General features: G+C 74.6%; 24 protein-coding genes and 1 pseudogene. 18 read left to right on the top strand and 7 right to left on the bottom strand.

Features of this window, described 5'->3' with window-relative positions; all coding sequences use genetic code 11:
- The first annotated feature begins 190 nt into the window (after positions 1 to 190).
- Entirely contained in the window at positions 191 to 1411 is a 1221-nt protein-coding gene (locus ACLWS4_RS02020; protein ID WP_416873160.1) for a glycosyltransferase, read from the top strand.
- Between the two features lie 55 nt (positions 1412 to 1466).
- Here the strand turns inward: ACLWS4_RS02020 and ACLWS4_RS02015 are convergent, their stop codons facing one another.
- Positions 1467 to 2417, bottom strand: a complete 951-nt coding sequence (locus ACLWS4_RS02015; protein ID WP_375874470.1) for a hypothetical protein — start codon at positions 2415 to 2417, stop codon at positions 1467 to 1469.
- Between the two features lie 8 nt (positions 2418 to 2425).
- A complete protein-coding gene (locus ACLWS4_RS02010; protein ID WP_074004160.1) occupies positions 2426 to 2959 on the bottom strand; it encodes a SigE family RNA polymerase sigma factor in 534 nt (177 codons plus the stop codon).
- Positions 2960 to 3081: 122 nt separating this feature from the next.
- Between ACLWS4_RS02010 and ACLWS4_RS02005 the strand changes: the two genes are divergently transcribed.
- The 11 genes from ACLWS4_RS02005 (at position 3082) to ACLWS4_RS01955 (ending at position 13238) form a co-directional block, all read left to right on the top strand.
- Positions 3082 to 3843, top strand: a complete 762-nt coding sequence (locus ACLWS4_RS02005) for an alpha/beta fold hydrolase (RefSeq protein WP_416873159.1) — start codon at positions 3082 to 3084, stop codon at positions 3841 to 3843.
- A 99-nt stretch (positions 3844 to 3942) separates the two neighbouring features.
- Positions 3943 to 4773, top strand: a complete 831-nt coding sequence (locus ACLWS4_RS02000; protein WP_416873158.1) for an alpha/beta hydrolase — start codon at positions 3943 to 3945, stop codon at positions 4771 to 4773.
- Between the two features lie 264 nt (positions 4774 to 5037).
- Positions 5038 to 5976, top strand: a complete 939-nt coding sequence (locus ACLWS4_RS01995; protein ID WP_416873157.1) for an urea transporter — start codon at positions 5038 to 5040, stop codon at positions 5974 to 5976.
- A 113-nt stretch (positions 5977 to 6089) separates the two neighbouring features.
- Positions 6090 to 6395: an urease subunit gamma gene (locus tag ACLWS4_RS01990; protein WP_117490737.1), complete on the top strand. Its 306-nt coding sequence runs from the start codon at positions 6090 to 6092 to the stop codon at positions 6393 to 6395.
- A 3-nt stretch (positions 6396 to 6398) separates the two neighbouring features.
- Positions 6399 to 7280, top strand: a complete 882-nt coding sequence (locus ACLWS4_RS01985; RefSeq protein WP_416873156.1) for a cobalamin biosynthesis protein CbiX — start codon at positions 6399 to 6401, stop codon at positions 7278 to 7280.
- A 23-nt stretch (positions 7281 to 7303) separates the two neighbouring features.
- On the top strand, positions 7304 to 7741 hold the full coding sequence (locus ACLWS4_RS01980) for an urease subunit beta (protein WP_063780133.1): 438 nt from the start codon (positions 7304 to 7306) through the stop codon (positions 7739 to 7741).
- Positions 7741 to 9465, top strand: a complete 1725-nt coding sequence (ureC, locus tag ACLWS4_RS01975; protein ID WP_416873155.1) for an urease subunit alpha — start codon at positions 7741 to 7743, stop codon at positions 9463 to 9465. Before ACLWS4_RS01980 ends, ureC begins: the two co-directional genes overlap by 1 nt.
- Before the next feature lie 44 nt (positions 9466 to 9509).
- Complete coding sequence (locus ACLWS4_RS01970; RefSeq protein WP_416873294.1) at positions 9510 to 10235, top strand: urease accessory protein UreF; 726 nt, start codon at positions 9510 to 9512, stop codon at positions 10233 to 10235.
- Positions 10236 to 10287: 52 nt separating this feature from the next.
- Positions 10288 to 10908, top strand: coding sequence for an urease accessory protein UreG (gene ureG / locus ACLWS4_RS01965; RefSeq protein WP_049651049.1), 621 nt, complete (start codon positions 10288 to 10290; stop codon positions 10906 to 10908).
- Positions 10905 to 11903: an urease accessory protein UreD gene (locus ACLWS4_RS01960; RefSeq protein ID WP_416873154.1), complete on the top strand. Its 999-nt coding sequence runs from the start codon at positions 10905 to 10907 to the stop codon at positions 11901 to 11903. The genes ureG and ACLWS4_RS01960 overlap by 4 nt, the downstream gene beginning before the upstream one ends.
- An 81-nt stretch (positions 11904 to 11984) precedes the next feature.
- Positions 11985 to 13238 carry a PQQ-binding-like beta-propeller repeat protein gene (locus tag ACLWS4_RS01955; RefSeq protein WP_416873153.1) on the top strand — a complete coding sequence of 418 codons (1254 nt, stop codon included), beginning with the start codon at positions 11985 to 11987 and terminating at the stop codon, positions 13236 to 13238.
- A gap of 10 nt (positions 13239 to 13248) precedes the next feature.
- On the opposite strand, the gene ACLWS4_RS01950 is transcribed toward ACLWS4_RS01955, so the two are convergent.
- A complete protein-coding gene (locus ACLWS4_RS01950; protein WP_416873152.1) occupies positions 13249 to 13746 on the bottom strand; it encodes a MarR family winged helix-turn-helix transcriptional regulator in 498 nt (165 codons plus the stop codon).
- A 68-nt stretch (positions 13747 to 13814) separates the two neighbouring features.
- Between ACLWS4_RS01950 and ACLWS4_RS01945 the strand changes: the two genes are divergently transcribed.
- Positions 13815 to 14711, top strand: coding sequence for an NmrA/HSCARG family protein (locus tag ACLWS4_RS01945; protein WP_416873151.1), 897 nt, complete (start codon positions 13815 to 13817; stop codon positions 14709 to 14711).
- A gap of 139 nt (positions 14712 to 14850) precedes the next feature.
- Here the strand turns inward: ACLWS4_RS01945 and ACLWS4_RS01940 are convergent, their stop codons facing one another.
- Together ACLWS4_RS01940 and ACLWS4_RS01935 are read right to left on the bottom strand one after the other, a co-directional pair.
- Positions 14851 to 15297 (bottom strand): protein-tyrosine phosphatase family protein, encoded by a 447-nt coding sequence (locus ACLWS4_RS01940; RefSeq protein WP_074004169.1) that lies wholly within the window; start codon positions 15295 to 15297, stop codon positions 14851 to 14853.
- A gap of 31 nt (positions 15298 to 15328) precedes the next feature.
- Positions 15329 to 16765 carry a LuxR C-terminal-related transcriptional regulator gene (locus tag ACLWS4_RS01935; RefSeq protein ID WP_416873150.1) on the bottom strand — a complete coding sequence of 479 codons (1437 nt, stop codon included), beginning with the start codon at positions 16763 to 16765 and terminating at the stop codon, positions 15329 to 15331.
- A gap of 149 nt (positions 16766 to 16914) precedes the next feature.
- Here ACLWS4_RS01935 and ACLWS4_RS01930 point away from each other — a divergent pair, with 149 nt between their 5' ends.
- From ACLWS4_RS01930 to ACLWS4_RS01920, 3 genes are all read left to right on the top strand, one after another.
- Positions 16915 to 17841 carry an NADP-dependent oxidoreductase gene (locus ACLWS4_RS01930; RefSeq protein WP_416873149.1) on the top strand — a complete coding sequence of 309 codons (927 nt, stop codon included), beginning with the start codon at positions 16915 to 16917 and terminating at the stop codon, positions 17839 to 17841.
- A gap of 231 nt (positions 17842 to 18072) precedes the next feature.
- Positions 18073 to 18804 carry an MIP family channel protein gene (locus ACLWS4_RS01925; protein WP_049651042.1) on the top strand — a complete coding sequence of 244 codons (732 nt, stop codon included), beginning with the start codon at positions 18073 to 18075 and terminating at the stop codon, positions 18802 to 18804.
- A gap of 206 nt (positions 18805 to 19010) precedes the next feature.
- Positions 19011 to 19799 carry an SDR family NAD(P)-dependent oxidoreductase gene (locus ACLWS4_RS01920; RefSeq protein WP_049651041.1) on the top strand — a complete coding sequence of 263 codons (789 nt, stop codon included), beginning with the start codon at positions 19011 to 19013 and terminating at the stop codon, positions 19797 to 19799.
- 88 nt (positions 19800 to 19887) lie between these two features.
- Here the strand turns inward: ACLWS4_RS01920 and ACLWS4_RS01915 are convergent, their stop codons facing one another.
- A complete protein-coding gene (locus ACLWS4_RS01915) occupies positions 19888 to 20766 on the bottom strand; it encodes an NAD(P)-binding domain-containing protein (protein ID WP_416873148.1) in 879 nt (292 codons plus the stop codon).
- 181 nt (positions 20767 to 20947) lie between these two features.
- Between ACLWS4_RS01915 and ACLWS4_RS01910 the strand changes: the two are divergent.
- Both ACLWS4_RS01910 and ACLWS4_RS01905 read left to right on the top strand, forming a co-directional pair.
- Positions 20948 to 21310 (top strand): annotated as a pseudogene (locus tag ACLWS4_RS01910) (MerR family transcriptional regulator); the annotation flags it as partial.
- A 223-nt stretch (positions 21311 to 21533) separates the two neighbouring features.
- Complete coding sequence (locus ACLWS4_RS01905; RefSeq protein WP_049651039.1) at positions 21534 to 22307, top strand: GNAT family N-acetyltransferase; 774 nt, start codon at positions 21534 to 21536, stop codon at positions 22305 to 22307.
- Between the two features lie 447 nt (positions 22308 to 22754).
- Here the strand turns inward: ACLWS4_RS01905 and ACLWS4_RS01900 are convergent, their stop codons facing one another.
- Positions 22755 to 23891 carry a PP2C family protein-serine/threonine phosphatase gene (locus ACLWS4_RS01900; protein ID WP_049651038.1) on the bottom strand — a complete coding sequence of 379 codons (1137 nt, stop codon included), beginning with the start codon at positions 23889 to 23891 and terminating at the stop codon, positions 22755 to 22757.
- Positions 23892 to 24075: the final 184 nt, after the last annotated feature.

The raw sequence follows: 24075 nt of genomic DNA, 5'->3' as shown, positions 1-24075 counted from the left end.
AAGCGGTGTCCGCCCGGGAATTTCCGGTGCGGTGCTGGCGTCCGCGGAGGCGTACCCACTCCTCGCCACTCTCAACGTACAGCGCACGGGGGGCCTTGCCGCAAGGCCCCGGTGGTGACGCAGAATCACCGCTTCGAGGACGCCGGTCCGCGAAGCACGGAAGCAGATCCGCGAAACGGGGAGTCACGAAGTGCGAGTGGTGTTGTCGACGTACGGGTCGCGCGGGGACGTCGAGCCGATGGCCGCGCTGGCGGTGCGGCTGAGGGAACTCGGCGCCGAGGTGCGGGTCTGCGCGCCGCCGGACGTGGAGTTCTCGGCGCGGCTGGTCGAGGCCGGAGTCGAGCCGGTGCCGGTCGGGCAGTCGGTGCGCGCGCTGGTCAGCGGGCCGCCGCCGAAGCCCGGGGACCTGCCCGCGCGCGCCGCCCGGCTGGTCGAGCAGTTCCACGCGGCGGTGCTCGCGGCGGCCGAGCCGGGCGGCGCGGTGCTGGCCACCGGGCTGTTCCCGGCGGCGGCCGGCGCACAGGCGGCGGCCGAGCAACTGGGCGCCCGCTTCGTGTACGTGGCCCTCCAGCCGACCGTGCTGCCCTCCCCGCACCACCGGCCGTTCGAGTACCCGATGCTGCCCTACCCGCCGGAGGCGACCGACCCCCGGGAGCTGTGGGAGCTCAACATCGGGACGATGAACGCGCTGTTCGGCGACGCGGTCAACTCCCGCCGGGCGGCGGTCGGACTGCCCGAGGCCGACAACGTCCGGGACCACGTCCTCACCGGCCGGCCGTGGCTGGCCACCGACCCGCTGCTCGACCCGTGGCCGCGGCCCGCCGAGGCGGACGCGGCCTGGCCCGAGGCGGTGCAGACCGGCGCGTGGATCCTGCCGGACGAACGCCCGCTGCCCGCCGACCTGTCGGCCTTCCTGGCGGCCGGCGAGGCGCCGGTGTACGTCGGCTTCGGCAGCATGCCGCTGCGCGACCCGGCGGGCGCCGCCCGGGTCGCCGTCGAGGCGGTCCGGGCACAGGGTCGCCGGGTGCTGCTCGGCCGCGGCTGGGCCCGACTGGCGGAGGTGGACGGGGCCGAGGACTGCTTCGCGGTCGGCGAGGTCAACCAGCAGGCGCTGTTCCCGAAGGTGGCCGCCGTCGTCCACCACGGCGGCGCGGGCACCACCACCACGGCCGCCCGGGCCGGGGTGCCCCAGGTGCTGGTCCCGCAGATGGTGGACCAGCCGTACTGGGCCGCGCGGGTGGCGGAGTTGGGCATCGGCGCCGCCCACGACGGCCCGACCCCGACCACCGTGTCCCTCGCCGCCGCCCTGCGCCGGGCCCTCGCGCCCGCCACCCGGGAGCGCGCCGCCGCCCTCTCGGCCCGGGTCCGCACGGACGGTGCGACGGCCGCCGCGAAGCTGCTGCTCGGCTGAGGGGGACAGGGGCGCGGGAAGTCGGCCCGGCCGACGTCCCGCGCCTGCCCCGGGCTCAGGAGGCCGGTTCGGTCAGGTACTTGGCACCGGCGTCCGGGAGCTTGTTGCCGTCCTTGTCGAAGAACTGCCAGGACTTCGCCCGCATCGTCCCCGGGCGGGCCACCACCAGCTCGCGGATCGGGGAGTCGGCCACGGTGACGGGCGTCGGCTCCGTGGTGCTGCCGTCCGCCCAGGTCACCACCACCCGGCCGACGTCCGGTCCGATCGAGAGCAGCACCACGTCCAGCGGGGCCACGGTGTCGCCCTTGCCCCGGTGGCCGACCAGGCCGCCGCCGAAGACGGTCCGGTTGCGCGGGTCGACCTTGCCCGGGGCCGCCTGGGCGCCGTCGGAGTCATGGCTGAGCCGCACCCCGTCCACCGTGAAGTAGACGTTGGTGACGTCGCAGTCCGGCTGCCAGTACCGCTGGACGTACTCCTCCGTCGGCTTGGAGATCTCCGAGTCGTACCTGCTGCGCTCCTCCCACACCGCCGTCGCCTGCTCGAACGCCCGCTCCCGGGGGGCCTCCGGCCACAGCGCCTCCCACAGCTGCCACTGCTTGCCGTCCGGGGTCAGGCCCTGGCCGAGCAGCACCCGGACCGGGGTCAGCGGGTTGCGGAAGGCCGGGGCGGTCCCGTTCGGCGGGAGGGGGGTGCCCAGCCCGGGGGTGTTCGCCACCGTGAGCGTGGGCGTGGGCGCGGCGCCGACGCCGGCCGGACCGATCCCGTGGGCGGGCGCCGGGCCCGGCCGCAGCTGCGCCAGCGCCCCGCCGGTCAGCGCCACCGCGGCGGCCAGCGCCGCCGCGCCGACCACCGTACGGCGGCGGTGCCGCAGCCGGCGGCCCCCCGCCAGGATGTCCGTCACCGGCGCCGGGCCGATCCGCGCGCCGGCCGCCGCCTCGGCGAGGCCGAGCCCCACCCACAGGTCCGTGCCGTCGTCCCCGCCCACCCCGTCCGGTTCCCGGTCCATGCCGCCCCTCATGCCGCTCCTCCGATGTGCGTCGTGTCCTTGAGTCCCACCAGTGCCGTGACCTGCCGCAGCCGCGCGATGCCCTTCGCCGCGTGGCTGCGCACCGCGCCCACCGAGCACCCCATGGCGGCCGCCGTCTGGCTGTCGCTCAGGTCCTCCCAGTGCCGCAGCACCACCGCCTCGCGCTGGCGCGGCGGCAGGGTGGCCAGCGCGGCCAGCAGGGCCCCGCGCTGGTCGGAGCGGGCGTAGCCGTCCTCCACCCCCGCCGCGTCCGGCACCGCGTCCACCAGCAGCTCCGGCGCCCGGCGGCGCCAGCGGCGGGCGTGCTGGTTGACCAGGATCCGCCGCACATAGGCGTACGGATCGTCGGCCCGGCGCACCTTCGACCAGGCCGCGCAGGCCTTCTCGGCGGCCGACTGCACCAGGTCCTCGGCCGCGTACTGCTCGCCGGCCAGCAGGTACGCCGTCCGTACCAGGCGCGGCCAGACCGTGACGATGAACGCCTGGAACCCGTCGTCCCGATCGTCTTTCGCTTCTCCCATGAGCACCTCCGAGCACCTCCTTCACCCGTCCAGAGCCCGGGGGCGGTCGAAAGCGCTTACCTGTGACCGCGGCGGCTTCAAATCGCTTGGGGAACAGCGGCGGGGACACTACGATCCGCCGAATGATCATTTCTCATGACGTAGCGGGCAGTGGGCCCGCCGTGGTGCTGCTGCACTCCTCGGTGTGCGACCGGCGGATGTGGGACGCGCAGTGGCAGCCGCTGGTCGACGCCGGACACCGGGTGGTCCGCTGCGACTTCCGCGGCTTCGGCGACACGCCGCTCGCGGACGCCCCGTACAGCGACGCCGGGGACGTCCTGGCCCTGCTCGACCACCTGGGCATCGGGACCGCCGCCCTGGTCGGCGCCTCCTACGGTGGCCGGATCGCCCTGACGGCGGCCGCGCTGCGCCCCGAGGCGGTCACCAGGCTGGCCCTGCTCGGCGCGGGCATGCCCGGACACCAGCCCAGCGACACCCTGCGCGCCTTCGGCGGGCGCGAGGACGAGCTGATCGAGGCCGGGCGGATCGACGAGGCCGTCGAGCTGAACGTCGAGTCCTGGCTCGGCCCGGAGGCCGACGAGCGGACCCGCGCGCACGTCCGCCGGATGCAGCGCCACGCCTTCGACGTCCAGATGACGGCGACGGTCGGCTCCGACCGCGAGGACGTCGACCTCGGCCGGATCACCGCCCCCACCCTGGCCGTGTCCGGCGCCCACGACTTCCCGGACTTCCGGGACATCGCCGCCGCCCTCCCCGCCCTCCTCCCCGACGCCCGGCACCAGGAGCTCCCCTGGGCCGGCCACCTCCCCAGCCTGGAGCGCCCGGCCGACACCACCGCCCTGCTGCTCGCCTTCCTCCACGAGGACGGCCAGGCCGCGCGGTAGCGGCGAGCCGTGCGGTGGCGACGGCGGTGAGCCCGTCGCGGGGCAGCCCGTCGAGGGAAAGGCCGGACCCGAACGTGTGTCGGGAGCCATGATGACGGGGTGCACTTCACCACGGAATCCAGCGCGGACGGCGTGACGCAGCGCCACTTCACCCTCGACGGCGCGCCCGGAGTGCTCTGGCAGCCGGACGGATCGCCCCTCGGCGGGCGGCCGTTGGTGCTGCTGGGGCACGGCGGTGGCCAGCACAAGCTGGGTCCGGGACTGGTGGACCGGGCCCGGCGGTTCGTGCGGCGGCACGGGTTCGCGGCGGTGGCGCTGGACGCGCCGGGGCACGGGGAGCGCACGCGCAGCGCCCAGGACGAGCGGTTCGCCACCGAGATCGGGGAGTTGATCGCGGCGGGCCGGCCGGTCAGCGCCTGGGTGGCGCGGCACACGGCGGCGCTCGCGGAGCGGGCGGTGCCGGAGTGGGTGGCGGTGCTGGACGCGCTGAGCGGCGAGGCGGAGCGCACCGGTCGGACAGAGGGCCCCGGACAGGCGGAGCGCCCCGGTCGGGTGGAGGACCCCGGACAGGCGGAGGGCCTCGGGCCGGTCGGGTACTGGGGGTTGTCGCTGGGGAGCGCGATCGGCATCCCGCTGGCGGCGGCCGAACCGCGCGTCGCCGTGGCGGTGTTCGGGCTGACGGGGCACGCGTCGCAGGCGGAGGCGGCGGGGCGGGTCGGCGTGCCGGTGGAGTTCCTCCTCCAGTGGGACGACGCGCTGGTCCCGCGCGAGGGGGCGCTGGCGCTGTTCGGCGCGCTGGGCTCGCGGGAGAAGACGCTGCACGCCAACCCCGGGGGCCACCTGGAGGTGCCGGAGCCCGAACTGGAGTCGTCGGAACGGTTCCTGGCGCGGCATCTGATCCGGGCGGGAGTGAGCGCGGCCCCGGCATAGCCGATGCCAACCGTCAGTAAAACTTCGCAAAGGATTTCTCCCTGCAACGAACCCGACGGGCCGTGACTTCAACAGATTGTTGCAGCTCAGCGGCCCGATGGTCACCCTTCGTGGATTTGGCATAACACCCCGTACCCCCTGGACTTCGCAAACCATAGGAGTACGGTTCCGGAGGAATCGCCGGGGCCGACATTCAGGCAGGCCGGCCGTACCGGAAAATTGGTGCGCAGCATGGGTTTGCAACAGGGTGGGGAGAGCGCCTCGGTGGCGACTCGTCCGATATCCGCCAGGGTGGTCGCGGAGGTCCTGCGCGGCGTCGCGCAGGTCGATTTCATGCCGTCCGTCGTCTGCGGACTCTTCTTCGTGGCCGCACTGTTCGCCGCCGACTGGCGGTACGGCCTCTACGGACTGCTCGGCAGCGCCGTCTCCACCGCCGTCGCGTACGGGCTCGGGCTCGACCGGGAGACCGTCGGGGCGGGGCTGCACGGGTACAACGGCTGCCTGGTGGCGCTGAGTTGCGCCGTCTTCCTGGGTGCCGGGCACCCGGCGACGGTCGCGGTGGCGGCCCTCGGGTCCGCCGTCGCCGTGGTGGTCACGGCGGGGCTCGGGGCGCTGCTCGCCACCTGGCGGCTGCCCGCGCTGACCGCGCCGTTCTGCCTGGTCGCGACGGCCGTCACGGCGGCCGCCCCCGGCTTCCGGCGACTGTGGCAGGGCGCGGGCGCACCCGCCGCGCTGCCCGTCCCGGCCGACGGGCCGACCGGGCTGAGCTGGGACCAGCTCTGGCACGGGTTCTTCGCGAACATCGGTCAGATCTTCTTCATGCCGCAGTGGTACGTCGGACTGCTGTTCCTGGCCGGGCTGTTCGCGGCGAGCCGGCTCGCGGGCCTGATGGCCTGCGCGGGGAGCGCCACCGGGCTGCTCACGGCCTGGGTGTTCGGCGCCCCCGGCGAGGCGGTCGGGCAGGGCCTGCTCGGGTACAGCGGCGTCCTGGTCGCCCTCGCGCTGTGCGGGGTGTTCCTGGCGCCCGACGCCTGGAGCGCGGCGTACGCCCTGGTCGGTGCGGCCGGCGCGACCGTGCTCACGCCGGCGCTCGGCGCGGTCTCCGCGCCCTTCGGCGGTCACGCCTTCACCTGGCCGTTCGTCCTGACCACACTGCTGTTCCTGGCGGCGGTGCCGGCCGTCCCGCGCCTGCGCCGGACTTGATTCCGCGTCCGGCGCAGCCGAATTCATCTGATGTCGAGAACCCCGGGCTCACCGAAGCCCCTTGAGCATCTTTCTGCATTCCATCGGATTCTCGGAAAGGAAGAGTGATACCCGTGAATCTCTCGCCGCGTGAGATCGACAAGCTGTACATCTACGTCGTCGCCGATCTGGCCCGCAAACGCCGGGACCGCGGCGTCAAGCTGAACTACAGCGAGGCCTGCGCGCTGATCAGCGAGGCGATCATGGAGGGCGCCCGGGACGGCCGCACCGTCGCCGAGTGCATGGAGATCGGCAAGCAGGTCGTCGGCGGCGAGGACGTCATGCCGGGCGTGCGCGAGATGCTCCCGCTGCTCCAGGTCGAGGCGGCGTTCGTGGACGGGACCAAGCTGGTCTCCTGCCACGACCCGGTGGGTGCCTGAGTGATGACCCGGTCCCATGCCGCCGCCACCGTGGTGCTGGCCGGCGGCCACGAGAGCGACGGCGGCCGGGACCTCGCGGCGCTGGCGGCCCGCGAGTCCACCGTGCACGCCGCGGCCCCCGCGGGCCGTCCGCTCACCGAGGCCGTCCGGTCCGCGCTCGCCGCGGCGGGCGACGGGCCGGTGTGCGTCGTACCGATGACGCTCGGCCGCGACCCGAAGCTCGTCGCCGACACCGCCCGGGCGCTGCGCTGGCTGGCCGCCGCGGAGGGCCGCGGACGGCTCGCCCTGACCGCGCCCTTCGGAGCCGCCGACCACCTGATCGGCTGGCTGCGCGCCGCCGCCGGCCCCGCCCCCGACGGCGCGGTGCTGGTCACCGCCCCGGCGGCCGGCCCCTTCGAGGACGCCGAACTGTTCCGGATCGCCCGCCTCGCCCGCCAGTACGGGCGGCACCGGTGGGTCGAAGTCGCCTTCGACGGCGGCGACCCGGACCCGGCCGAGGGCGCCGAACGCTGCCGGCTGCTCGGCGCCCGCGAGGTGACGGCCGTTCCGGCCTCCTTCGGGCCGGCCCTGCGCACCGCGCTGCCCGGCGTACGGGACGGCGGCCCACTGCTGCGGCCCTCCGCCGTCGCCGGGGTGGTCGCGGCCCGGACGGCGGCGGCGCTGCACCTGCTCGGGCACGGGGAGGACGGCATCCTGGCCGGCCTCGACGCCGAGCACGGGCACGGCTACGCGCACAGCCACGGGCCGGGGGAGCAGGGCCACGGTCACGGCCACGGGCCGGGCGGGCACCAGCACGGCCACGCGCCGGGCGGGCACCAGCACGGCGATGCTCCCCACCCGCACCACCCCAGCCACACCCACGAACCCGCACACACCCCCCACTGACCCGGCAGAGAGGAAGGCCAGCCATGTCTGGTGGCGCCGCGTACCTGTACGGCGACGACCCGGTGGAGATCAACGCCGGCCGCGCCAAGGCCACCGTCACGGTCAGCAACACCGGTGACCGGGCGATCCAGGTCGGATCCCACTACCACTTCTTCGAGGCCAACCGCGCCCTCGACTTCGACCGCAACGCCGCCTTCGGCAAGCACCTGGACATCCCGGCCGGCACCGCCGTCCGGTTCGAGCCGGGCGACACCAAGGACGTCACGCTCGCCGAGTTCGGCGGCCACCGCCGCCTGGTCGGCTTCGCCAACCTCGTGGACGGCGGCATCACCGCCCCCGCCACCCGCGCCCGCGCCGTCGACCGGGCCATCGCCCTCGGCTTCAAGGGCACCAACCTCGACCACAAGGAAGACCGGCCCCGGGACTTCCACACGGAGACCCACCCGGAAGGCGACCGCTGATGGCCATCCTCTCCCGCAGGCAGTACACCGACCTCTTCGGCCCCACCGTCGGCGACCGCTTCCACCTCGCCGACACCAACCTCCTGGTCGAGGTCGAACAGGACTTCAACCAGGGCCACTACGGCGACGAGGCCGTCTACGGCGGCGGCAAGGGCATCCGCGACGGGATGGCCCAGGACCCGGCCGCGACCTCCCTCCAGGGCGCCCTCGACCTGGTCATCACCAACGTGGTCGTCATGGACGCGGTGCTCGGCGTGGTCAAGGGCGACATCGGCGTCAAGGACGGCCTGATCGTCGCGGTCGGCAAGGCGGGCAACCCGCACACCCAGAGCGGCGTGCACCCGCGGCTGGTGATCGGCCCCGGCACCGAGGTGATCTCCGGCGAGCACCTGATCGCCACCGCCGGCGGCATCGACACCCACATCCACTTCATCGCCCCGCAGCAGGTGCAGGAGGCGCTGAGCAACGGCATCACCACCCTGATCGGCGGCGGCACCGGCCCCTCCGACGGCACCAACGGCACCACCTGCACCCCCGGCCCGTGGAACATCCACCGGATGTACCAGGCCGTCGAGGACCTGCCGGTCAACGTCGGCCTGCTGGGCAAGGGCAACGGCTCGCTGCCCGGCGCGCTGCGCGAGCAGGTCGAGGCGGGCGTGTGCGGCCTCAAGGTGCACGAGGACTGGGGCAGCACCCCGGCCGCGATCGACAGCGCGCTGAGCGTCGCCGACGAGTACGACGTGCAGGTGGCCATCCACACCGACACCCTCAACGAGTCCGGCTACTTCGAGGACACCCTGTCCGCGATCGACGGCCGCACCATCCACACCTTCCACACCGAGGGCGCCGGCGGCGGCCACGCCCCCGACATCATGCGGATCGCCGGCGAGCCCAACGTGCTGCCGTCCTCGACCAATCCGACGCTGCCCTACACCGTCAACTCGGTGGACGAGCTGCTGGACATGGTGATGGTCTGCCACCACCTCAGCCACAACATCCCCGAGGACGTCTCCTTCGCCGACTCCCGGGTCCGCGCCGAGACCATCGCCGCCGAGACCGTGCTGCACGACGAGGGCGTCATCTCGATCTTCTCCTCCGACTCGCAGGCGATGGGCCGGATCGGCGAGTCCTTCACCCGGGCCTTCCAGACCGCCCACCACTGCAAGGAGCAGCGCGGCAAGCTGGCCGGCGACAGCGAGCGCAACGACAACGCCCGCGTCCTGCGCTACCTCGCCAAGCTCACCATCAACCCCGCCGTCGCCTCCGGCACCGCCGACCACATCGGCTCGCTGGAGCCCGGCAAGCTCGCCGACATCGTGCTCTGGCCGATCAACTCCTTCGCCGCCAAGCCGAAGATGGTCATCAAGGGCGGCGTGATCAACTGGGCGCTGATGGGCGACCCGAACGCCTCGCTGCCCACCCCCCAACCGGTCTACTACCGCCCGATGTTCGGCCAGTACGGGCGGGCGAAGCAGGCCACCCGGGTGTCCTTCATGTCGCAGGCCGCCGTCGACCTCGGGGTTCCGGCCCAACTCGGCCTGGAGAGCCGGGTGCTGCCGGTGCGGTGCTGCCGTACGGTCGGCAAGCAGCACATGGTGCGCAACGACGCGCTGCCGAAGATCGCGGTCGACCCGGAGACGTACAAGGTCACCCTGGACGGCGAGCCCGCCACCATCGAACCGGCCCGCGAGCTGCCGCTCAACCACCTGTTCTACCTCGCGTGAGCCCCGTCACCGAGACGCGGCCGGGCCTGGATGCCACGGGCGGCCTGGCCGCTGTGGACGGCCTGGGGGATCCGGACGGCCTGGACGGCCTGGACGCCCTGCTGGTCTGCCTCCAGCTGACCGACTCGGCCTTCCCCAGCGGCTTCTACACCCTCTCGCACGGGCTGGAGGGCTACGCCCAGGCCAAGGCCGTCACCCCGGACACCCTGCCCGGGCTGCTCGCCGACCTGCTGCGGCACGGCGTCGGGCCGTCCGACGCCACGGCCCTGGTCCTGGCCCACCGGGCGGCCACGGCGGGCGACTGGGAGCTGCTCGCCGAGACCGACCAGCGGCTGCACGCCACCAGGCTCAACCGCGAGCTGCGCCTGGCCGCCACCCGGACCGGTCGCCAACTCCTGGACATCGCCCGGGAGTCGGTGGGCGGCGAGCCGCTGGAGCGGTACGCCGCGCTGGTCGCGGAGAAGCGGGCCCCCGGCTGCCAGGCGGTGGCGGCCGGGGTGGCGTACGCCTCGGCCGGCGTCCCGGTCCAACAGGCCGTCACCAGCGACCTGTTCGCGTTCTGCACCAGCTTCGTCGGCGCGGCGCTGAGGCTCCGGCTGACCGACCACCGCAAGGCGCAGGTGGTGCTGCGGGCGGCCTCCCCGGTGATCCGGGAGGTCGTATCCGCCGCCCTGGAACGGGACTTGGCGGACCTCGGCGGCTGCGTGCCGGTCGCGGACGCCATGTCCGGGCGGCACGAGCGGGCGGAGGCCCGGCTGTTCATGAGCTGACCGCCCGATGCGAACGTGCGCCACAGAAGAACGACCGACAGAAGGAGGAGAGTTGACCGAGAACGTGCTCCGCGTGGGCATCGGCGGACCGGTGGGCTCCGGCAAGACGGCGCTGATCGAGGCGCTCGTCCCGGTGCTGATCGCCCGCGGCCACCGCCCGGCGGTCATCACCAACGACATCTACACCCAGGAGGATGCCCAGCACGTGCGGCGCACCCTGGCCGGGATGCTGGACCCCGAGCGGGTCGTCGGCGTGGAGACCGGCGCCTGCCCGCACACCGCCGTACGGGACGACCCGACGATGAACCTCGCGGCCGGCGCCGAGATGCTGGAACGCTTCCCGGACGTCGACACCCTGCTGTACGAGTCCGGCGGCGACAACCTCACGCTGACCTTCAGCCCGGTGCTGGTCGACCTCTTCCTCTTCGTCCTCGACACCGCCGAGGGCGAGAAGATGCCCCGCAAGCGCGGCCCGGGCATCACCGAGTCGGACCTGCTGGTCATCAACAAGATCGACATCGCCCAGTACGTCCGCGCCGACCTCGGGGTGATGGAGTCCGACGCCCACCGGGTGCGCGAGGGCGGACCGGTGGTGCTCACCAACTGCCTGACGGGGGAGGGGCTGGAGGAGATCGCGACCTTCCTGGAGACCTTCCGCAAGGTCCCGGCGTGACAGCCTCCCCGGCTGCGGCGGTGCCCCGGCTCGACCCCCGGCACTACGAGCCGGCCCGCGTCCCGTACGAGGTCCGCCGCCACGCCGGGACGCCCGACACCCTCGCGGTCGGGCGTCCCGGCAAGGTCGGGCTGCTGGAGCTGGCCTTCGAGCGGGTCGGCGGACGCACCGAACTCACCGGCCACTACCAGAAGTCGCCGCTGCAGATCATGCGCCCGCTCTACTTCGACCCGGCCCGCCCCGACCTCGCCGTCACCTTCCTGATGTCCACCGGCGGCGGCATCCTCCAGGCCGACCGGCTCCGCACCGACCTGCACTGCGGCGCCGACACGGCGGTCCACCTGACCACCCAGGCCGCCACCAAGGTCTACCGGATGGAGCACGACTACGCGACGCAACTGGTCAACCTGACGGCCGGGCCGCGCGCCTACGTCGAGTACCTGCCCGAGCCGGTGATCCCCTTCGTCGACTCGCGCCTCTACCAGCGGACCGTCCTCACCGTCGACCCGGACGCGACCGTGCTGGCGGGCGAGACCGTCCTGGCCGGCCGCCTCGCCCGGGGCGAGCGCAACGCCTACCGGGTGTTCGCCTCGGACCTCGAAGTGCGGCGCCCAGGTGGTGAATTGGTGGCACTGGACACCGTGCGGCTGGAGCCCTCGCCGGGTGGAGGCGGAGGCGGAGGGGACGGTAGGGGTGCCGGGGTCACCGGGCCGGCGGTGCTGGCCGGGCACGACGTGATGTCCAGCCTGTACGTCCTCAGCCCGCTCGCCCCGGCGGCCCGGATCGCGGACGTCCTGCACGAGGCGGTGGCCGGCTGCGGCCAGGAGTACGGCGAACTGCTCTACGGGGTCAGCGTGCTGCCGCAGGACAGCGGTGCCTGGCTGCGGCTGCTCGGCTCCGACACCCGGGCCTGCGCCGCCGCCCTGCGCGCGGCCTGGGACGCGGTCCGGCGGCTGCTGATCGGGGTGCCGGCGCCGGAGCTGCGGAAGACGTAGGGCCGTCGGCCGGCGCCGCCGGTCGTGATCTTCTTCCGGATCCGGCACAACCCTGGGGCCGGGTGCGCGGTCCTGTCTGGCGTGAACGACGATGCGAGACGGGACGCCGTGCCGGACGAGGCGCGCGAGGCGGTGCCGGACGTGGCGCCCGATGCGGTACCGGAGGACGTACCGGAGGACGTGCGGGAAGCCGCGCCGGACGGTGTGCCGACGCCACCGGCCCGGCGCCTGGTCAACCGCCGGCGGCTGCTGACGGGCGCCGCCGCCCTGGGCGCCCTCGCGGCCGCCGCCGGCGTCAACGAGTGGGCCCGCCGAAAGAGCTCCCACGGCCCGCGACTCTGGCGGACGACCGCCGCGAGCGGGCGGCTCGTGCTGTCCGCCGACCGCCGACAGGGCCTCTACGCCTCCGGCTTCGACGGCTGCGTGCGCGCCCTCGACCCGCGTACCGGTGCGGTCCGCTGGAGCCGTACGGTCGGCACACCCGACGCCGCCGCTGCCCCGGGCGGCTGGCCGTCGGCCGCCGGGGACGGCGTGGTGTGCGTGGCCACCGACACCCGTCTGCGGGTCCTGGACGCGGCGTCGGGAGAGCAGCGCTGGGAGGCCGCCCTGCCGGACTGGTCCGAGGGCGGGTGGCGGCAAGGCCCCGCCGTCGGCGGCGGCAGCGTGTTCGCGGTGTACGGAAGCTCGGTGCGCTGCTACGACCTGGCCACCGGTGCGCCGCGCTGGACCGGCCCGGCGGGCGTCTCGGCCGCTCTGGCCCTCGACGGCGGCACCGTGTACACGGCGGGGAGGCCGAGGGGGCTCCTGGCGCTGGACGCCCGCACCGGTGAGCGCCTCTGGGAGCGCGACCTCGTCGTCAGCGGCCCACTGACCGTCCACCGGGACGCCCTGCTGGTCTCCTCGCCCCCGGAGACGATGGCCTCCACGATCGTCGCCGCGCTGGACCCGGCGACCGGCGCGCAGCTCTGGGCGTCCGTCCAGCACGGGGAGCTGAGCTGCCCTCTGTCGGCTGCCGGTCGGACCGTCTACATGGGCGGCGGGGACCGTCTGTTCGGGTTGGACACGACGACCGGCGACTGGGTCTGGAAGGCCAACACCTTCGCCGGTCGGAAGGGCGGGACCCCTGCCATGGTCGCCACCGAGGACGGCGTCTACGCCTGGTCGGGGGACGGCCGGCTGTGGGCGTTCGACCCGTCGACGGGCGGGATGCGCTGGCAGGACGATTCGGAGGAGGTCGGCCGGATCTCGCTGGCCGCCGCTGGTGGGACCGTCTACCGGGGCGGCCCAGGCGGCGTTCTCGCGCTGGGCGCCCTGCCGGCGCCGCCGTCGGCCTGACCGGGCGGGTTCAGGAGCGGCCCGTCCCGCCCGGCTCGCCCGGTTCCATGGCCGCCAGGCGGGCGACCTGGCGGTGGCTGAGCTCGACGGTGCGGTTCATGTGCCGCAGGAGGAAGGCGAGTTCGGCTTCGCTGTCCTCGGCGAAGACGGCCGCCCAGTCGGTGGACAGCTCGCGCCACACCTCCCCGAAGCGCTCCAGCGCCTCGGGGAGGACCGCGACCAGCACCCGGCGGCGGTCGGCCTGGTCCCGCTGCCGGGCGACCAGCCCGGCCTTCTCCAGGCGGTCGACCAGCCGGGTGGCCGAGCCGCTGGTCAGCCCGGTGAGTTCGGCGATCCGGCCGGTGGTGACCGGCCCGTCCTCCAGGGTGAGCAGGTTGAGGCACTGGACGTCGGTCGGGTGCATGCCCAAATGGTCGGCGACGGCCTGGTTGAACAGCACGTACGAGGCCAGGTAGCGGCGCGAGACCGGCCACAGCCGGGCCATCAGTTCGTCGCGGGTCGTCGTCATGGGGGAAGGGTAACCGGCTGCCCGATAATTATTTGCGCCACGCAGAGATCTTTCCCTATGTTGTCTGCATGACGCAGGTAACTGAGTCCGCAGCCCCCCGTGCCCGCCTCCTCCCCGTCGCCGTCACCGGCGCCACCGGCGCCCAGGGCGGCGCCACCGCCCGCGCCCTGCTCCGCGCCGGCCGCCCCGTCCGCGCCCTCACCCGGAACCCCGGCTCGCCCGCCGCCACCCAGCTCGCAGCACTCGGCGCCGAACCGGCCCGCGCCGACTTCGACGACCCGGCCTCGCTCGCCACCGCCCTCGACGGCACCGGCGCACTGTTCGCGATGTCCACCCCGTTCGGCACCGACCTCGGTGTCGAAGTCCGCCAGGCCACCGCCCTGGTGGACGCCGCCCGGGCAGTCGGAAGCGTCCGGCACGTCGTCTTCACCTCGGCCACGAACGCCGACCGCTCCACCGGCATCCCGCACTTCGACAGCAAGCACCGCATCGAACAGCGCCTGGCCGGCCTCAGCCTGCCCTGGACCGTCCTCGGCCCGGCCGCCTTCATGGAGAACTACGCCAACGACTGGACCCTCCAGTCCCTCCGCGACGGCGTCTTCCACCTTCCCATGCCCCCCGGCGTCCCACTCCCCGTGATCGCCGCCGACACCATCGGCACCTTCGCCGCCCACGTCCTGGCCAGGCCTGACGCCTACGCGGGCCGCCGCATCGACATCGCCTCCCAGTGGCGCACCGGCGAGCAGATCGCCGCCGCGATCAGCGCCGCCAGCGGCCGCCCCATCCGCTTCGAACAGGTGCCGCTCTCGGTCGTGGCGGCCCACTCCGAGGACCTCGCCACGATGTTCCGCCACTTCCAGGCCCCCGGCCTCACCATCGACACCGCCGCCCTGCACGCCGAACACCCCACCATCGACTGGCAGCCCCTGGAGACCTGGGCAGCGGCCCGCACCTGGGACCTGTGAGGGCTTCAGGCGCCCGCAGTGACCTTGGGTGCTGAGACCTTGATCAGGTTGATCGTTCCAGCCTGGTACACGTCGCCGTTGACGGTTCCGCCCGTGACCTGATTGGCGGTCGAGATCCTTGGAACGCTACCCACCCGATCTAGGCCAGCCGCTCCACGAACTTGCGCTGCCACGGTGTTTCGACGGCGTGCCGGCTGTAGTGCTCCCGCACGTACGCCACCGCTTCGGCGGCCGGGACGCCGTCCAGGACGGCGATGCAGGCGAGCGCGGTGCCCGTGCGGCCCCGGCCGCCGGCGCAGGCGAGTTCGACGCGTTGGGTGGCGGAGCGTTCCCAGGCTTCGCGGAAGGCGTCGGTGGCGTCCGTGCGGTCGGTGGGGAGGCGGAAGTCGGGCCAGCGTACCCAGCGGCTGGGCCAGTCGACGTGTGGCGGGCGGCCCAACAGGTAGAGGCCGAAGTCGGGTCGGGGGCCGGGCGGCAGGGGCTTGCTGAGGCCGCGGCCGCGCAGGAGGCGGCCGGAGGGCAGGCGCAGGAGCCCGGGGGTGGTCGGGTCCCAGGTGGTCGGGCCCGGGGTGGTGGGGTCGGTCATGTCGGCTATTCCTCAGGTGGGGGAGGGGTGTTCAGGATGCCGCGTGCAGTCCGACCGGGCCGCGGGGCAGTCCGGCGCGGTGGGCCAGGGCGGCGGCTTCGCCGCGGGAGGAGACGTCGAGTTTGGCGAGGATGTTGGCGACGTGGAACTTCACCGTCGACTCGCTGATGTGGAGCGCCGCCGCGATGTCCCGGTTGCGGCGGCCCCGCGCGAGCTGGTCGAGGACCTCGAGTTCGCGCGGTTGGAGGCCGTCGAGGGGGTCGGTGGCGAGGGCGGGTTCGGGCAGGGCGAGCGGGAGGTCGACGGTCACGGTGGTGCCCCAGCCGGGGATGGCCTCGACGCCGTGGCGTCCACCGAGGGCGGTGATGCGGTCGGCGGTGCGGTGGACGGTGAGGGCGTCGGCGGTGAGCAGGCCGAGGCCGTCGCCGCGTACGACGGCGCGCAGTTGGCCGTCGGCGGTGAGCTGCCAGCTGACGTGCAGCCGGGTCGGCTTCTCCTGTTCCAGCATCAGCAGGACGGCCACCCGGACGGCGTCGCGGGCGGTGTGGGCGGCGTCGGCCGGGACGGAGCGGTCGGCTTCCGGTGGGGGTGCGACGTCGAGGTGGACCCGGGTGTGCCGCAGCAGCGGGCGCAGTTCGCGCACGAGTCGGGCGAAGGCGGCGTCGGCGGGTTCCTCGCTGAGGGCGCGGTCGAGTTCGGCGCCCTGGCGCAGGTCGAGCAGGGCGGTGACGGCCAGTTCGGTGGCGTTGCGGCGGGCGGTGGCGTCGTCCAGGCCGGTCGAGCGCAGTGGGGCCAGGATCGCGGTGAGCGCGGCGCTGTGGGTGCCGGTGAACTCGGCGATGGCGCGGGCGCGGGCGTTGGCGGAGGCGCGGGAGGCGGCGGTCTGGGTGGGGGCGGCGTCGGTGGCGCGGTGGTCGGAGTGGGCGATGACCAGGTCCCACAGCTGTTGCAGGACGGCGAGTGCCCCGGGGGCGACCGGTTCGGTGCCCGCCCGGACGAGGACGAGGACGGCGCCGCTGTCGTTGCCCGGCGTGGTCGTGACGACGACGACCGGCCGGGACTGTCCGGCGAGTTCGGCCTCGCCCTGCCAGGGGCGGCCGGCGGAGGTGGTCGCGGCCGCCTGTTCGGCCAGCCGGGACAGGTCCAGCGTGCTGATGGCGGCGGTGAGTTCGGGCGGGCCGTAGCTGTGGGAGGGGTTGAACGTGCAGACGCCGCTGAGCTGCGCGAGCGCCGTGTGCGGGACGAGGGTGCCGAGCACGTCGGACAGGCGCAGCAGGAGGTCCGGCCGGGGGGCGCGCAGCACCTCGACGGCCCGTGCGAGCGCGTCCTCGGGGCGGCTCCAGCGGTCGCGCCAGGTCCCGTCCGTGTGCGTCCCGTCCGTGTGCGTCACGTCCGCGCGCGGATCGCCCGTGCCCGCCCCGTCCGTGCGCGTGCGCGTGGCGGTTCCGGGCGGCTCAGTGGTGTCCATGCGGTCCAGCCTAGTTCGGGCGCCGCCGGGCCCGCCTGGCCGTTCGGACAGGTCGAACCGTCCGAAGGACTGGCTGGGCCGCCGTTGCCCCGGTCGCAGGATGGAAGACGTCGGAGGCAACAACTCCCCTGGAACCGAAGGACCTTCCCATGACCAAGGCGATCGCCTTCCCCGAGTTCGGCGGCGCGGACGTGCTGCGCCCGATCGACATCGAACTGCCCGCCCCGGGCCCCGGCCAGGTGCGGGTCGCGGTCCGCGCGGTGGGCGTCAACCCGCTGGACCACAAGCTGCGCACCGGCGAGCTGGCCGGGTTCTTCCCGGTCTCCTTCCCCTACGTTCCGGGCTTCGAGGTGTCCGGCGTGGTGGAGGCCGTCGGCGCCGAGGTGCGCGGCTTCGCCCCCGGCGACGAGGTGTTCGGAGCCCTGATGGGCGGCGGCTACGCGGAGCGGGCGCTGGTGGACGCGGCGATGCTGGCCCACAAGCCCGCCACCCTGGGCTGGACGGAGGCCGCCGCGATCCCGACGGCGGCCGAGACGTCCGAGCGCGCCCTCGCCGTCCTGGGCGTGCGGCCCGGCGAGACCCTGCTGATGCACGGTGCGGCCGGCGGGGTGGGCACCGTGCTGCTCCAGTTCGCCCGGGCCCGTGGGATCACCGTGGTCGGCACCGCGAGCGAGTCGAACCACGACCACCTGCGCGAGCTCGGCGCGATCCCGGTGACGTACGGGGAGGGCCTGGCCGAGCGGGTGCGGGCCGCCGCCCCGGGCGGGGTGGACCGGGTGCTGGACGCGGCCGGGCGCGGGGTGCTGCCGCTGTCGATCGAGCTGGTGGGTGGCGCGGACCGGGTGCTGACGATCGCCGACATCCAGGGCGCGCAGGAGCACGGCGTCCGGTTCACCGGTGGCGCCGAGGGCGTCGAGCCCTACTACACGAGCGCCTACGCGGCCGCGCTGGCCCTGCACGAGGCGGGCACCCTGCGGCTGCCGCTGCACCGGGTGTTCCCGCTGGCGGAGGCGGCCGAGGCGCAGCGGGTCAGTGAGGGCGGGCACCTGCGCGGCAAGATCGTGCTGACGGTCTGACAGGCACACGGCGCCCGCCCTGTCCCTGTCTGCCCGTTTTGCTTCCGTTTTGCATTGGCTGCGCCATTTCCGTACGGTTTCATCCGTTCGGAGTAATTCGGCAGGCGGACGCGCCGTAAACACGGCGCTACGCCGTCCGGCCGACATGCGGTCCCTCGAACGGTCGACCAGGGTTGGCCGGACGTGGGCGGCACCGGACCGCCTGCCCTGACGGTCAGGAGGACCAGGCGCATGGGTGGAACGGACAGGCGGGCGGTGATCGGCGAGTTCCTCGGGACCCTGCTGCTGGTGCTGCTGGCAGTGGGTGCGGCGGTGCTCGCGGGGGTGGCGATCGGTCCGGTGGGCATCGCGTTCGCGTTCGGCTTCGTGCTGCTGGCGCTCGCGTACGCGCTCGGCCCGATCTCCGGCTGCCACGTCAACCCGGCGGTGACGCTCGGCTTCCTGCTGGCCCGCCGGATCGACGGGCGCACGGCGGTGTCGTACTGGGTGGCGCAGCTGCTCGGTGGCATCGCGGGTGCGGGGCTCGTCCTGCTGCTGGCGAAGCAGATACCGGGGCTCGAGACCCACGGCAAGCTCGGCACCAACGGCTGGGGCGAGCGCTCCCAGATGCACATCAACGCCGGCGGCGCGTTCCTGACCGAGGTCATCCTCACCTTCCTGCTGGTGTACGTCGTCCTGGCGGTCACCCACCGGCTGGCCGCGGTCGGCTTCGACGGGCTGCCGATCGGCCTCGCGCTGGTGGTCGTCCACCTGGTCGGCATCCCGCTCACCGGCACCTCGGTCAACCCGGCGCGCAGCCTCGGCCCGGCGCTGTTCGCGGGCGGCGACGCGCTGTCGCAGCTGTGGCTGTTCCTGCTCGCCCCGCTGGTCGGCGGCGCGCTGGCGGCGGGCGTGCACCTGCTGACCCACCCGCAGCCCAACCTTCCGGTGGCGGAGGCCCTGGCGACGGACGCGCGGGTGTAGTACCCGCCGTCGAGCCGGCGCGGCGGCCGGGACCGTACCGACGGTCCCGGCCGCCGCTGTCGTCGGTGGCCTTCTGCCGGCTCCTGCTTCTCTCCGCTCCGCCCCCCGGTCCCGCTCCGGGCCGCTTTTGAGCCGCCGACCGGCCGGATCCGGCGGACCGGCCGAAGGCGCCCGACGCGTGGCCGCCCGCTGGGTAGAGTCGCGCCATGGTGACTGAGAACGCGGGGAGCCCCGCGGGCGGGCGGCTGGCCGGCCGCTCCTGTGCGGTGACGGGTGCGGCCAGTGGTATCGGACGGGCCGTCGCCGAACGCTTCGTCCGGGAGGGCGCGTCGGTGGTCGCCTTCGACGTGGACGAGGCCGGGCTGGACCGGCTGGCCGAGCGGTTCCCGGACGCCGTCAGCACGGTGGTCGGCGACGTGGCCCGGGACGAGGACGCGCGCCGGCTGGTGGCCGCCGCCGTCGAGCGGCACGGGCGGTTGGACGTGCTGGTGGCCAACGCCGGGATCATCCCGCTGATGGAGATCACCGAGGCCACCGCCGAGGACTGGGACCACGTGATGGCGGTGGACGGCCGCGGCATGTTCCTCACCTGCAAGTACGCGATCGAGGCGATGACCGCGCAGGACCGGCCCGGCGGCTCGATCGTCTGCCTCTCCTCCATCTCCGGCGAGGCAGGCCAGCGCGGCCAGGCGGTGTACGGGCCCGCCAAGTTCGTCGCCTCCGGCCTGACCAAGCACCTCGCCGTCGAATGGGCCGACCGCGGCATCCGGGTCAACGCCGTCGCCCCCGGCACCATCACCACCGAGCGGGTCGCCCGGCTGTACGACGAGCCCGGCGGCACCGAGTACCTCGGGGCGATCGAGAAGCTGCACCCGATGGGGCGGCTCGGCGACCCGGCCGAGGTCGCGGCGGCCGTCCTCTTCCTCGCCTCCGACGACGCGTCCTTCGTCACCGGGGTCGTGCTGCCGGTGGATGGCGGGTACCTGGCGCAGTAGCGGGCCCGGTCGGCGGGGTGTCCGGCTGCCCGGTTCCCGGCTGCTCGGTTGTCCGGTTACCCGGCTGCCCGGTTACCCGGCTGCCCGGCTATCCGGCGAGCAGGTCGACCAGGGCGGACACCCCGTCCGACCCGTGCCCGGCCCCGACCGCCCGCCGGGTGACGGCGAGCGCCGCGTCCAGGACGGAGGTGTCCAGGCCGCGCGCCCGGGCGGTGTGCGCGACGTGCGCCAGCCCGGCCTCGGCGGAGGCGAGGCTGCTGTGGTCGCCCGGATGCCGGCGGTCGTCCGCGCGCTGCGCGAAGCGGTCGATCAGCGGCGGCAGCAGGCGCGGCAACCCCTGGGCGTACGGCGCGAGTTCGGCGCCGCTGATGCCCTCGGCGCGGGCCAGCGCGAGGGCGTGCAGGCAGCCGTGCACGGTGGTCCAGAACAGGTCGAGCAGGGCCGCGTCGAAGGCCGCCGCCCGGCCCGGGTCCGCGCCCACGTGGCGTACGGTGCCCAGCGCCCGCAGCGTCGCCTCGTGGGCGGCGAAGACCTCGGCGTCGCCGCTCAGCAGGACGGTGCCCTCCGGGCGGCCGATGGTCGGGGTGGGGGTGAGGACCGCGGCGTTCAGGAGGCGGTAGCCCCGGGCCTCGGCGTCGGCGGCGTTCGCCCGCGCGTCGCCCGGCGCGGTCGAGGTGGCGTTGACGACGGTCCGGCCGCGCAGTGCCGCCCCGGTGGCCTCCAGTACGGCGCGGGCGGCCGGCTGGTCGCGGACGCAGAGCAGGGCGAGCGGGGCGCCGGCCTCGGCGGGGCCCGTGGCTCCTTCGGTGGAGCCCGTCACCGCCTCGGCGGGGCTCGCGGCCGACCGCGCGCCGAGGGCGAGCGGTTCGGCGTCCCGGCCCGGCGTGCGGTTCCACACGGTGACCGGATGGCCGGCGGCCAGCAGCGCCCCGGCCAGCGCCCGGCCCATCGGACCCAGGCCCAGCATGGCAACGGCGGTGCGGGCAGGGGAGGTTGAGGAAGATCGTTCGTTCGGCATGGCGGTTACGCTAGACCTTCACGCCGACGGCAGAGTCAAGGCGGAGGGGCGCGGCGGAATGTCACGGGGGCTTCGGTGGAGAACCTCGGTGGCGTCCTGCGGTGAACGGTCCGTCGAGGAGGTGTCCGCGATGCGGATCGGAGAGCTCGCCCGGCGCACCGGGGCCACCCCGCGCGCGCTGCGCTACTACGAGGAGCAGGGGCTGCTCACGCCCGAGCGCCGCCCCAGCGGCTACCGAGAGTACGGAGAGCCGGACGTCGACACCGTCCGCGGGATCCGCACCCTGCTCGCGGCCGGCCTCAACAGCGCCGTGATCGCCGAGATCCTCCAGGGCCTGCCGGGCCCGGGGCAGCGCCCTCCCGGCCCGACCTGCCCGGAACTGCTCGACGGTCTGGCCCGGGAACGCGCCCGGATCACCCGGCAGATGGACGAACTCGCCGAAGCGCGCGGCCTGTTGGACGCCATCATGGGCGCGGAGGCGCCGAGCGAGGCGATCCGGTCCGGCCGGCTCCGGGCGGCGGACCGCCGGTCGGCCGGGGAGCGTGAGCAGACCGGTGGCCGTCGCCCGCGGCAGGACGGGGAGCGTGAGCAGGCCGGGGGCCGTCGCCCGCGGCAGGACGGGGAGCGCCGCCCGGAGCCGACCGGGGGGCGCCGCCCGCAGCCGGTGGCGCGGAAACTCGATGGTGCGCGCTCGCGGACCGTGCTGGAGTGAGCGGATGGATCATGACGACATGCTTGCCCTGTTCGACGACCGGATCCGGCGCAACACGCCGCCCGATCCCGGCTGCCGCGTCGAGCGCGACGGTGCGGTGGTCCGGCAGGTGGGCTCGGAGCACAGCTGGAACGGCGTGGTCTGGTCCGGGCTGGACGAGGCCGGGGCGGACGCGGCGATCGCCGCGCAGGTGCGCCACTTCGCCGGACTGGGGCTGGAGTTCGAGTGGAAGGCCTACTCCCACGACCGCCCCGCCGACCTCGGCGCCCGCCTGCTGGCGGCCGGTTTCACCCCGGAGCCGGACGAGGCGCTGATGCTCGCCCGGATCGCGGACCTGCCCGCCGAGGCCGCCCTGCCCGAGGGCGTCCGGCTGCTCCCGGTGACCGACCCGGCCGGGGTGGACCTGCTGATGGACGCCCACACACAGGCCTTCGGCGCCGAGAACCCCCGTCTGCGCGAGCGGCTGCTCGACCACCTGCGGCACGGCGTCGGGACGGTCAGCATGGTCGTCGCGATGGCCGGCGACCGCCCGGTCAGCGGCGCCAGGATGGAGCTGATCCCGGGGACCGGGTTCGCCGGCCTCTGGGGCGGCGGCACCGCACCCGACTGGCGCGGCCGGGGCATCTACCGCGCCCTCATCGCCCACCGCGCCCGCCTCGCGGCCGAGCTCGGCTACGAGTACCTCCAGGTCGACGCGAGCGACCAGAGCCGGCCGATCCTGCAGCGCCTCGGCTTCGCCTGGGTGAGCACGACGACCCCGTACGTCCGCCAGCCGTAGGGCCTGCCGGGGGCCGCGGGTACGGGTACGGGTACGGGTGGGGAGAATTCCTTCCCACCGTGTGGACGCGGCCGGTGTCCCCTGCCGATCGGCAGGGGGACGTGGGGGTGCCGCTGCTCAGGATGTGCCGTTCGGTACATGTGCGGGAGGGGTGGCCGGGGTCATCGTTGGGGCACCACGAGCGGGGCCGTCCGGGCCCCGGGAAGGAGCCCCGGCATGTTCGACCTCCGCCACCCGCGCGCCCTCGCCGCGACGGCTGCCGTGCCCGCCCTCCTCGGCCTGGGCTTCGGCTTCGGCCTCGGCCTCGTACACGCCCGGAGGCGATCAGGCCGGGAGCCGTGCCCGAGGCACCGCGGCCGGCCCGACGAGGGCCGGGAGAAGGCAATCCGACAGGGCTGCCCGCCGTCGTTCCGAGGACGATCGTCACGGGGCGCTCGTCGGCCGCCCTCACGGCAGCCGCTCGACCACGACCATGGCCGCGTCGTCGTTCAGTCGGCCGCCGACGTGGGCGAGCAGGTCGCGGCGCAGGTGGTGGAGCAGGGCGGCGGGGTGTTCGGCACGCCAGGCGGTGACGCGTTCGGTGAGCGGGTAGAAGCGCCGCTGGGCGTCGCGGGCCTCGATCACGCCGTCGGTGTAGATCAGCAGCCGGTCGCCGGGCCGGAACGGGAAGGTCTCCGTCTCGTACCGCGTCGGCGCGAGCTCGCCGAGGCCCAGCGGCGGGGACGGTTGGCGGGCGGCGAGGGCGGTGATGCCGTCGGGGTGCAGCAGCAGCGGGGGAGGGTGGCCGCAGTCGATCAGGCGCACCGGGGAGCCGTCGTCGGGGATGTCGAGCAGCACGGCGGTGATGAACGACTCGCCGGAGTCGCCGCTCTCCTCCGGGGGTTCCTCGGGCGGGGGGAAGGGCAGTGCGGAGAGCGCCTGCCGCTCGCGCCGCTCCCACCGGTCCCGCCGGGACTGTTCGGCGAGCTGGGCGAGGTCCCAGCTGACGCTGCCGTCCAGGTAGGCGGCCAGGTCGGGCAGTTCGGCGTGCAGGTGGGCGGCGGCGCGGAAGGCGCCGAGCAGCAGGGCCGCGTCGCCGAGCGAGGAGAGGCCCTTGCCGCGCACGTCGCCGACCAGCAGCCGGGTGCCGGTGGCGGTGCGGGCGGCCGCGTACAGGTCGCCGCCGACCTGCGCCTCGGCCTCGGCGGCCAGGTAGACGGAGGCCAGGTGGAGTGGTCCGATCCGCTCCGGCAGCGGGCGCAGCAGCACCCGCTGGGCGGCCTCGGACACCGAGCGCACCCGGGCCAGTTCGCGCTCGTGCCGTTCGCGCAGCACCCGCAGGCCGACGATCAGCGCCGAGACGATCAGCTGCGCGCTGAGCTGGGTCTCGATGTTCGCGCTGGTCAGGCCGTCCCGGACGGCGCCGATGACGGTCAGCGCGGCGAACGCGAGCGCGGCGACCCCGGCGGTGGCCCGGGGGCCGGCGAAGGAGGCGGTGAGGGCGGGGGCGACGATCAGCAGCGGGCCGAGGTGGACGTCCGGCGGGGAGACGATGTCGACGACGGTGATCAGCACGATCAGCGCGAGCGTGAGCGCCGTCAGCACCCGGCGGTCGGGCCGCCAGGCGCGGCGGCGGTCGGGGGGATGCGGCGCGGGCGGCGGGTGCGGCGCATCGGGACGCTGCCGGAGGGGCACTCCTCCTCTGTACACCGTGGGGGTGCCGGGGCGCACCCGGAGCGGCCGGGCTCACTCCCCGGCAGCGTTCGGTTCCTGATTCCCGCCAGCGCTC

The sequence above is a fragment of the Kitasatospora sp. SC0581 genome, assembly GCF_048159585.1.
GTDB lineage: Bacteria > Actinomycetota > Actinomycetes > Streptomycetales > Streptomycetaceae > Kitasatospora.
This window is presented reverse-complemented; position numbering and strand designations above follow the sequence as displayed.

What these genes read in the sequence shown, in the direction of transcription:
- ACLWS4_RS01925 (WP_049651042.1), top strand. Translation starts at nt 18,073, where the DNA reads ATGGGTGGAACGGACAGGCGGGCGGTGATCGGCGAGTTCCTCGGGACC.
- ACLWS4_RS01985 (WP_416873156.1), top strand. Translation starts at nt 6,399, where the DNA reads ATGACCCGGTCCCATGCCGCCGCCACCGTGGTGCTGGCCGGCGGCCAC.
- ACLWS4_RS01935 (WP_416873150.1), bottom strand. Translation starts at nt 16,765, where the DNA reads ATGGACACCACTGAGCCGCCCGGAACCGCCACGCGCACGCGCACGGAC.
- ACLWS4_RS01980 (WP_063780133.1), top strand. Translation starts at nt 7,304, where the DNA reads ATGTCTGGTGGCGCCGCGTACCTGTACGGCGACGACCCGGTGGAGATC.
- ACLWS4_RS01920 (WP_049651041.1), top strand. Translation starts at nt 19,011, where the DNA reads ATGGTGACTGAGAACGCGGGGAGCCCCGCGGGCGGGCGGCTGGCCGGC.
- ureC (WP_416873155.1), top strand. Translation starts at nt 7,741, where the DNA reads ATGGCCATCCTCTCCCGCAGGCAGTACACCGACCTCTTCGGCCCCACC.
- ACLWS4_RS02015 (WP_375874470.1), bottom strand. Translation starts at nt 2,417, where the DNA reads ATGGACCGGGAACCGGACGGGGTGGGCGGGGACGACGGCACGGACCTG.
- ACLWS4_RS02005 (WP_416873159.1), top strand. Translation starts at nt 3,082, where the DNA reads ATGATCATTTCTCATGACGTAGCGGGCAGTGGGCCCGCCGTGGTGCTG.
- ACLWS4_RS01945 (WP_416873151.1), top strand. Translation starts at nt 13,815, where the DNA reads ATGACGCAGGTAACTGAGTCCGCAGCCCCCCGTGCCCGCCTCCTCCCC.
- ACLWS4_RS01940 (WP_074004169.1), bottom strand. Translation starts at nt 15,297, where the DNA reads ATGACCGACCCCACCACCCCGGGCCCGACCACCTGGGACCCGACCACC.
- ACLWS4_RS01905 (WP_049651039.1), top strand. Translation starts at nt 21,534, where the DNA reads ATGGATCATGACGACATGCTTGCCCTGTTCGACGACCGGATCCGGCGC.
- ACLWS4_RS02010 (WP_074004160.1), bottom strand. Translation starts at nt 2,959, where the DNA reads ATGGGAGAAGCGAAAGACGATCGGGACGACGGGTTCCAGGCGTTCATC.
- ACLWS4_RS01950 (WP_416873152.1), bottom strand. Translation starts at nt 13,746, where the DNA reads ATGACGACGACCCGCGACGAACTGATGGCCCGGCTGTGGCCGGTCTCG.
- ACLWS4_RS01930 (WP_416873149.1), top strand. Translation starts at nt 16,915, where the DNA reads ATGACCAAGGCGATCGCCTTCCCCGAGTTCGGCGGCGCGGACGTGCTG.
- ACLWS4_RS01915 (WP_416873148.1), bottom strand. Translation starts at nt 20,766, where the DNA reads ATGCTGGGCCTGGGTCCGATGGGCCGGGCGCTGGCCGGGGCGCTGCTG.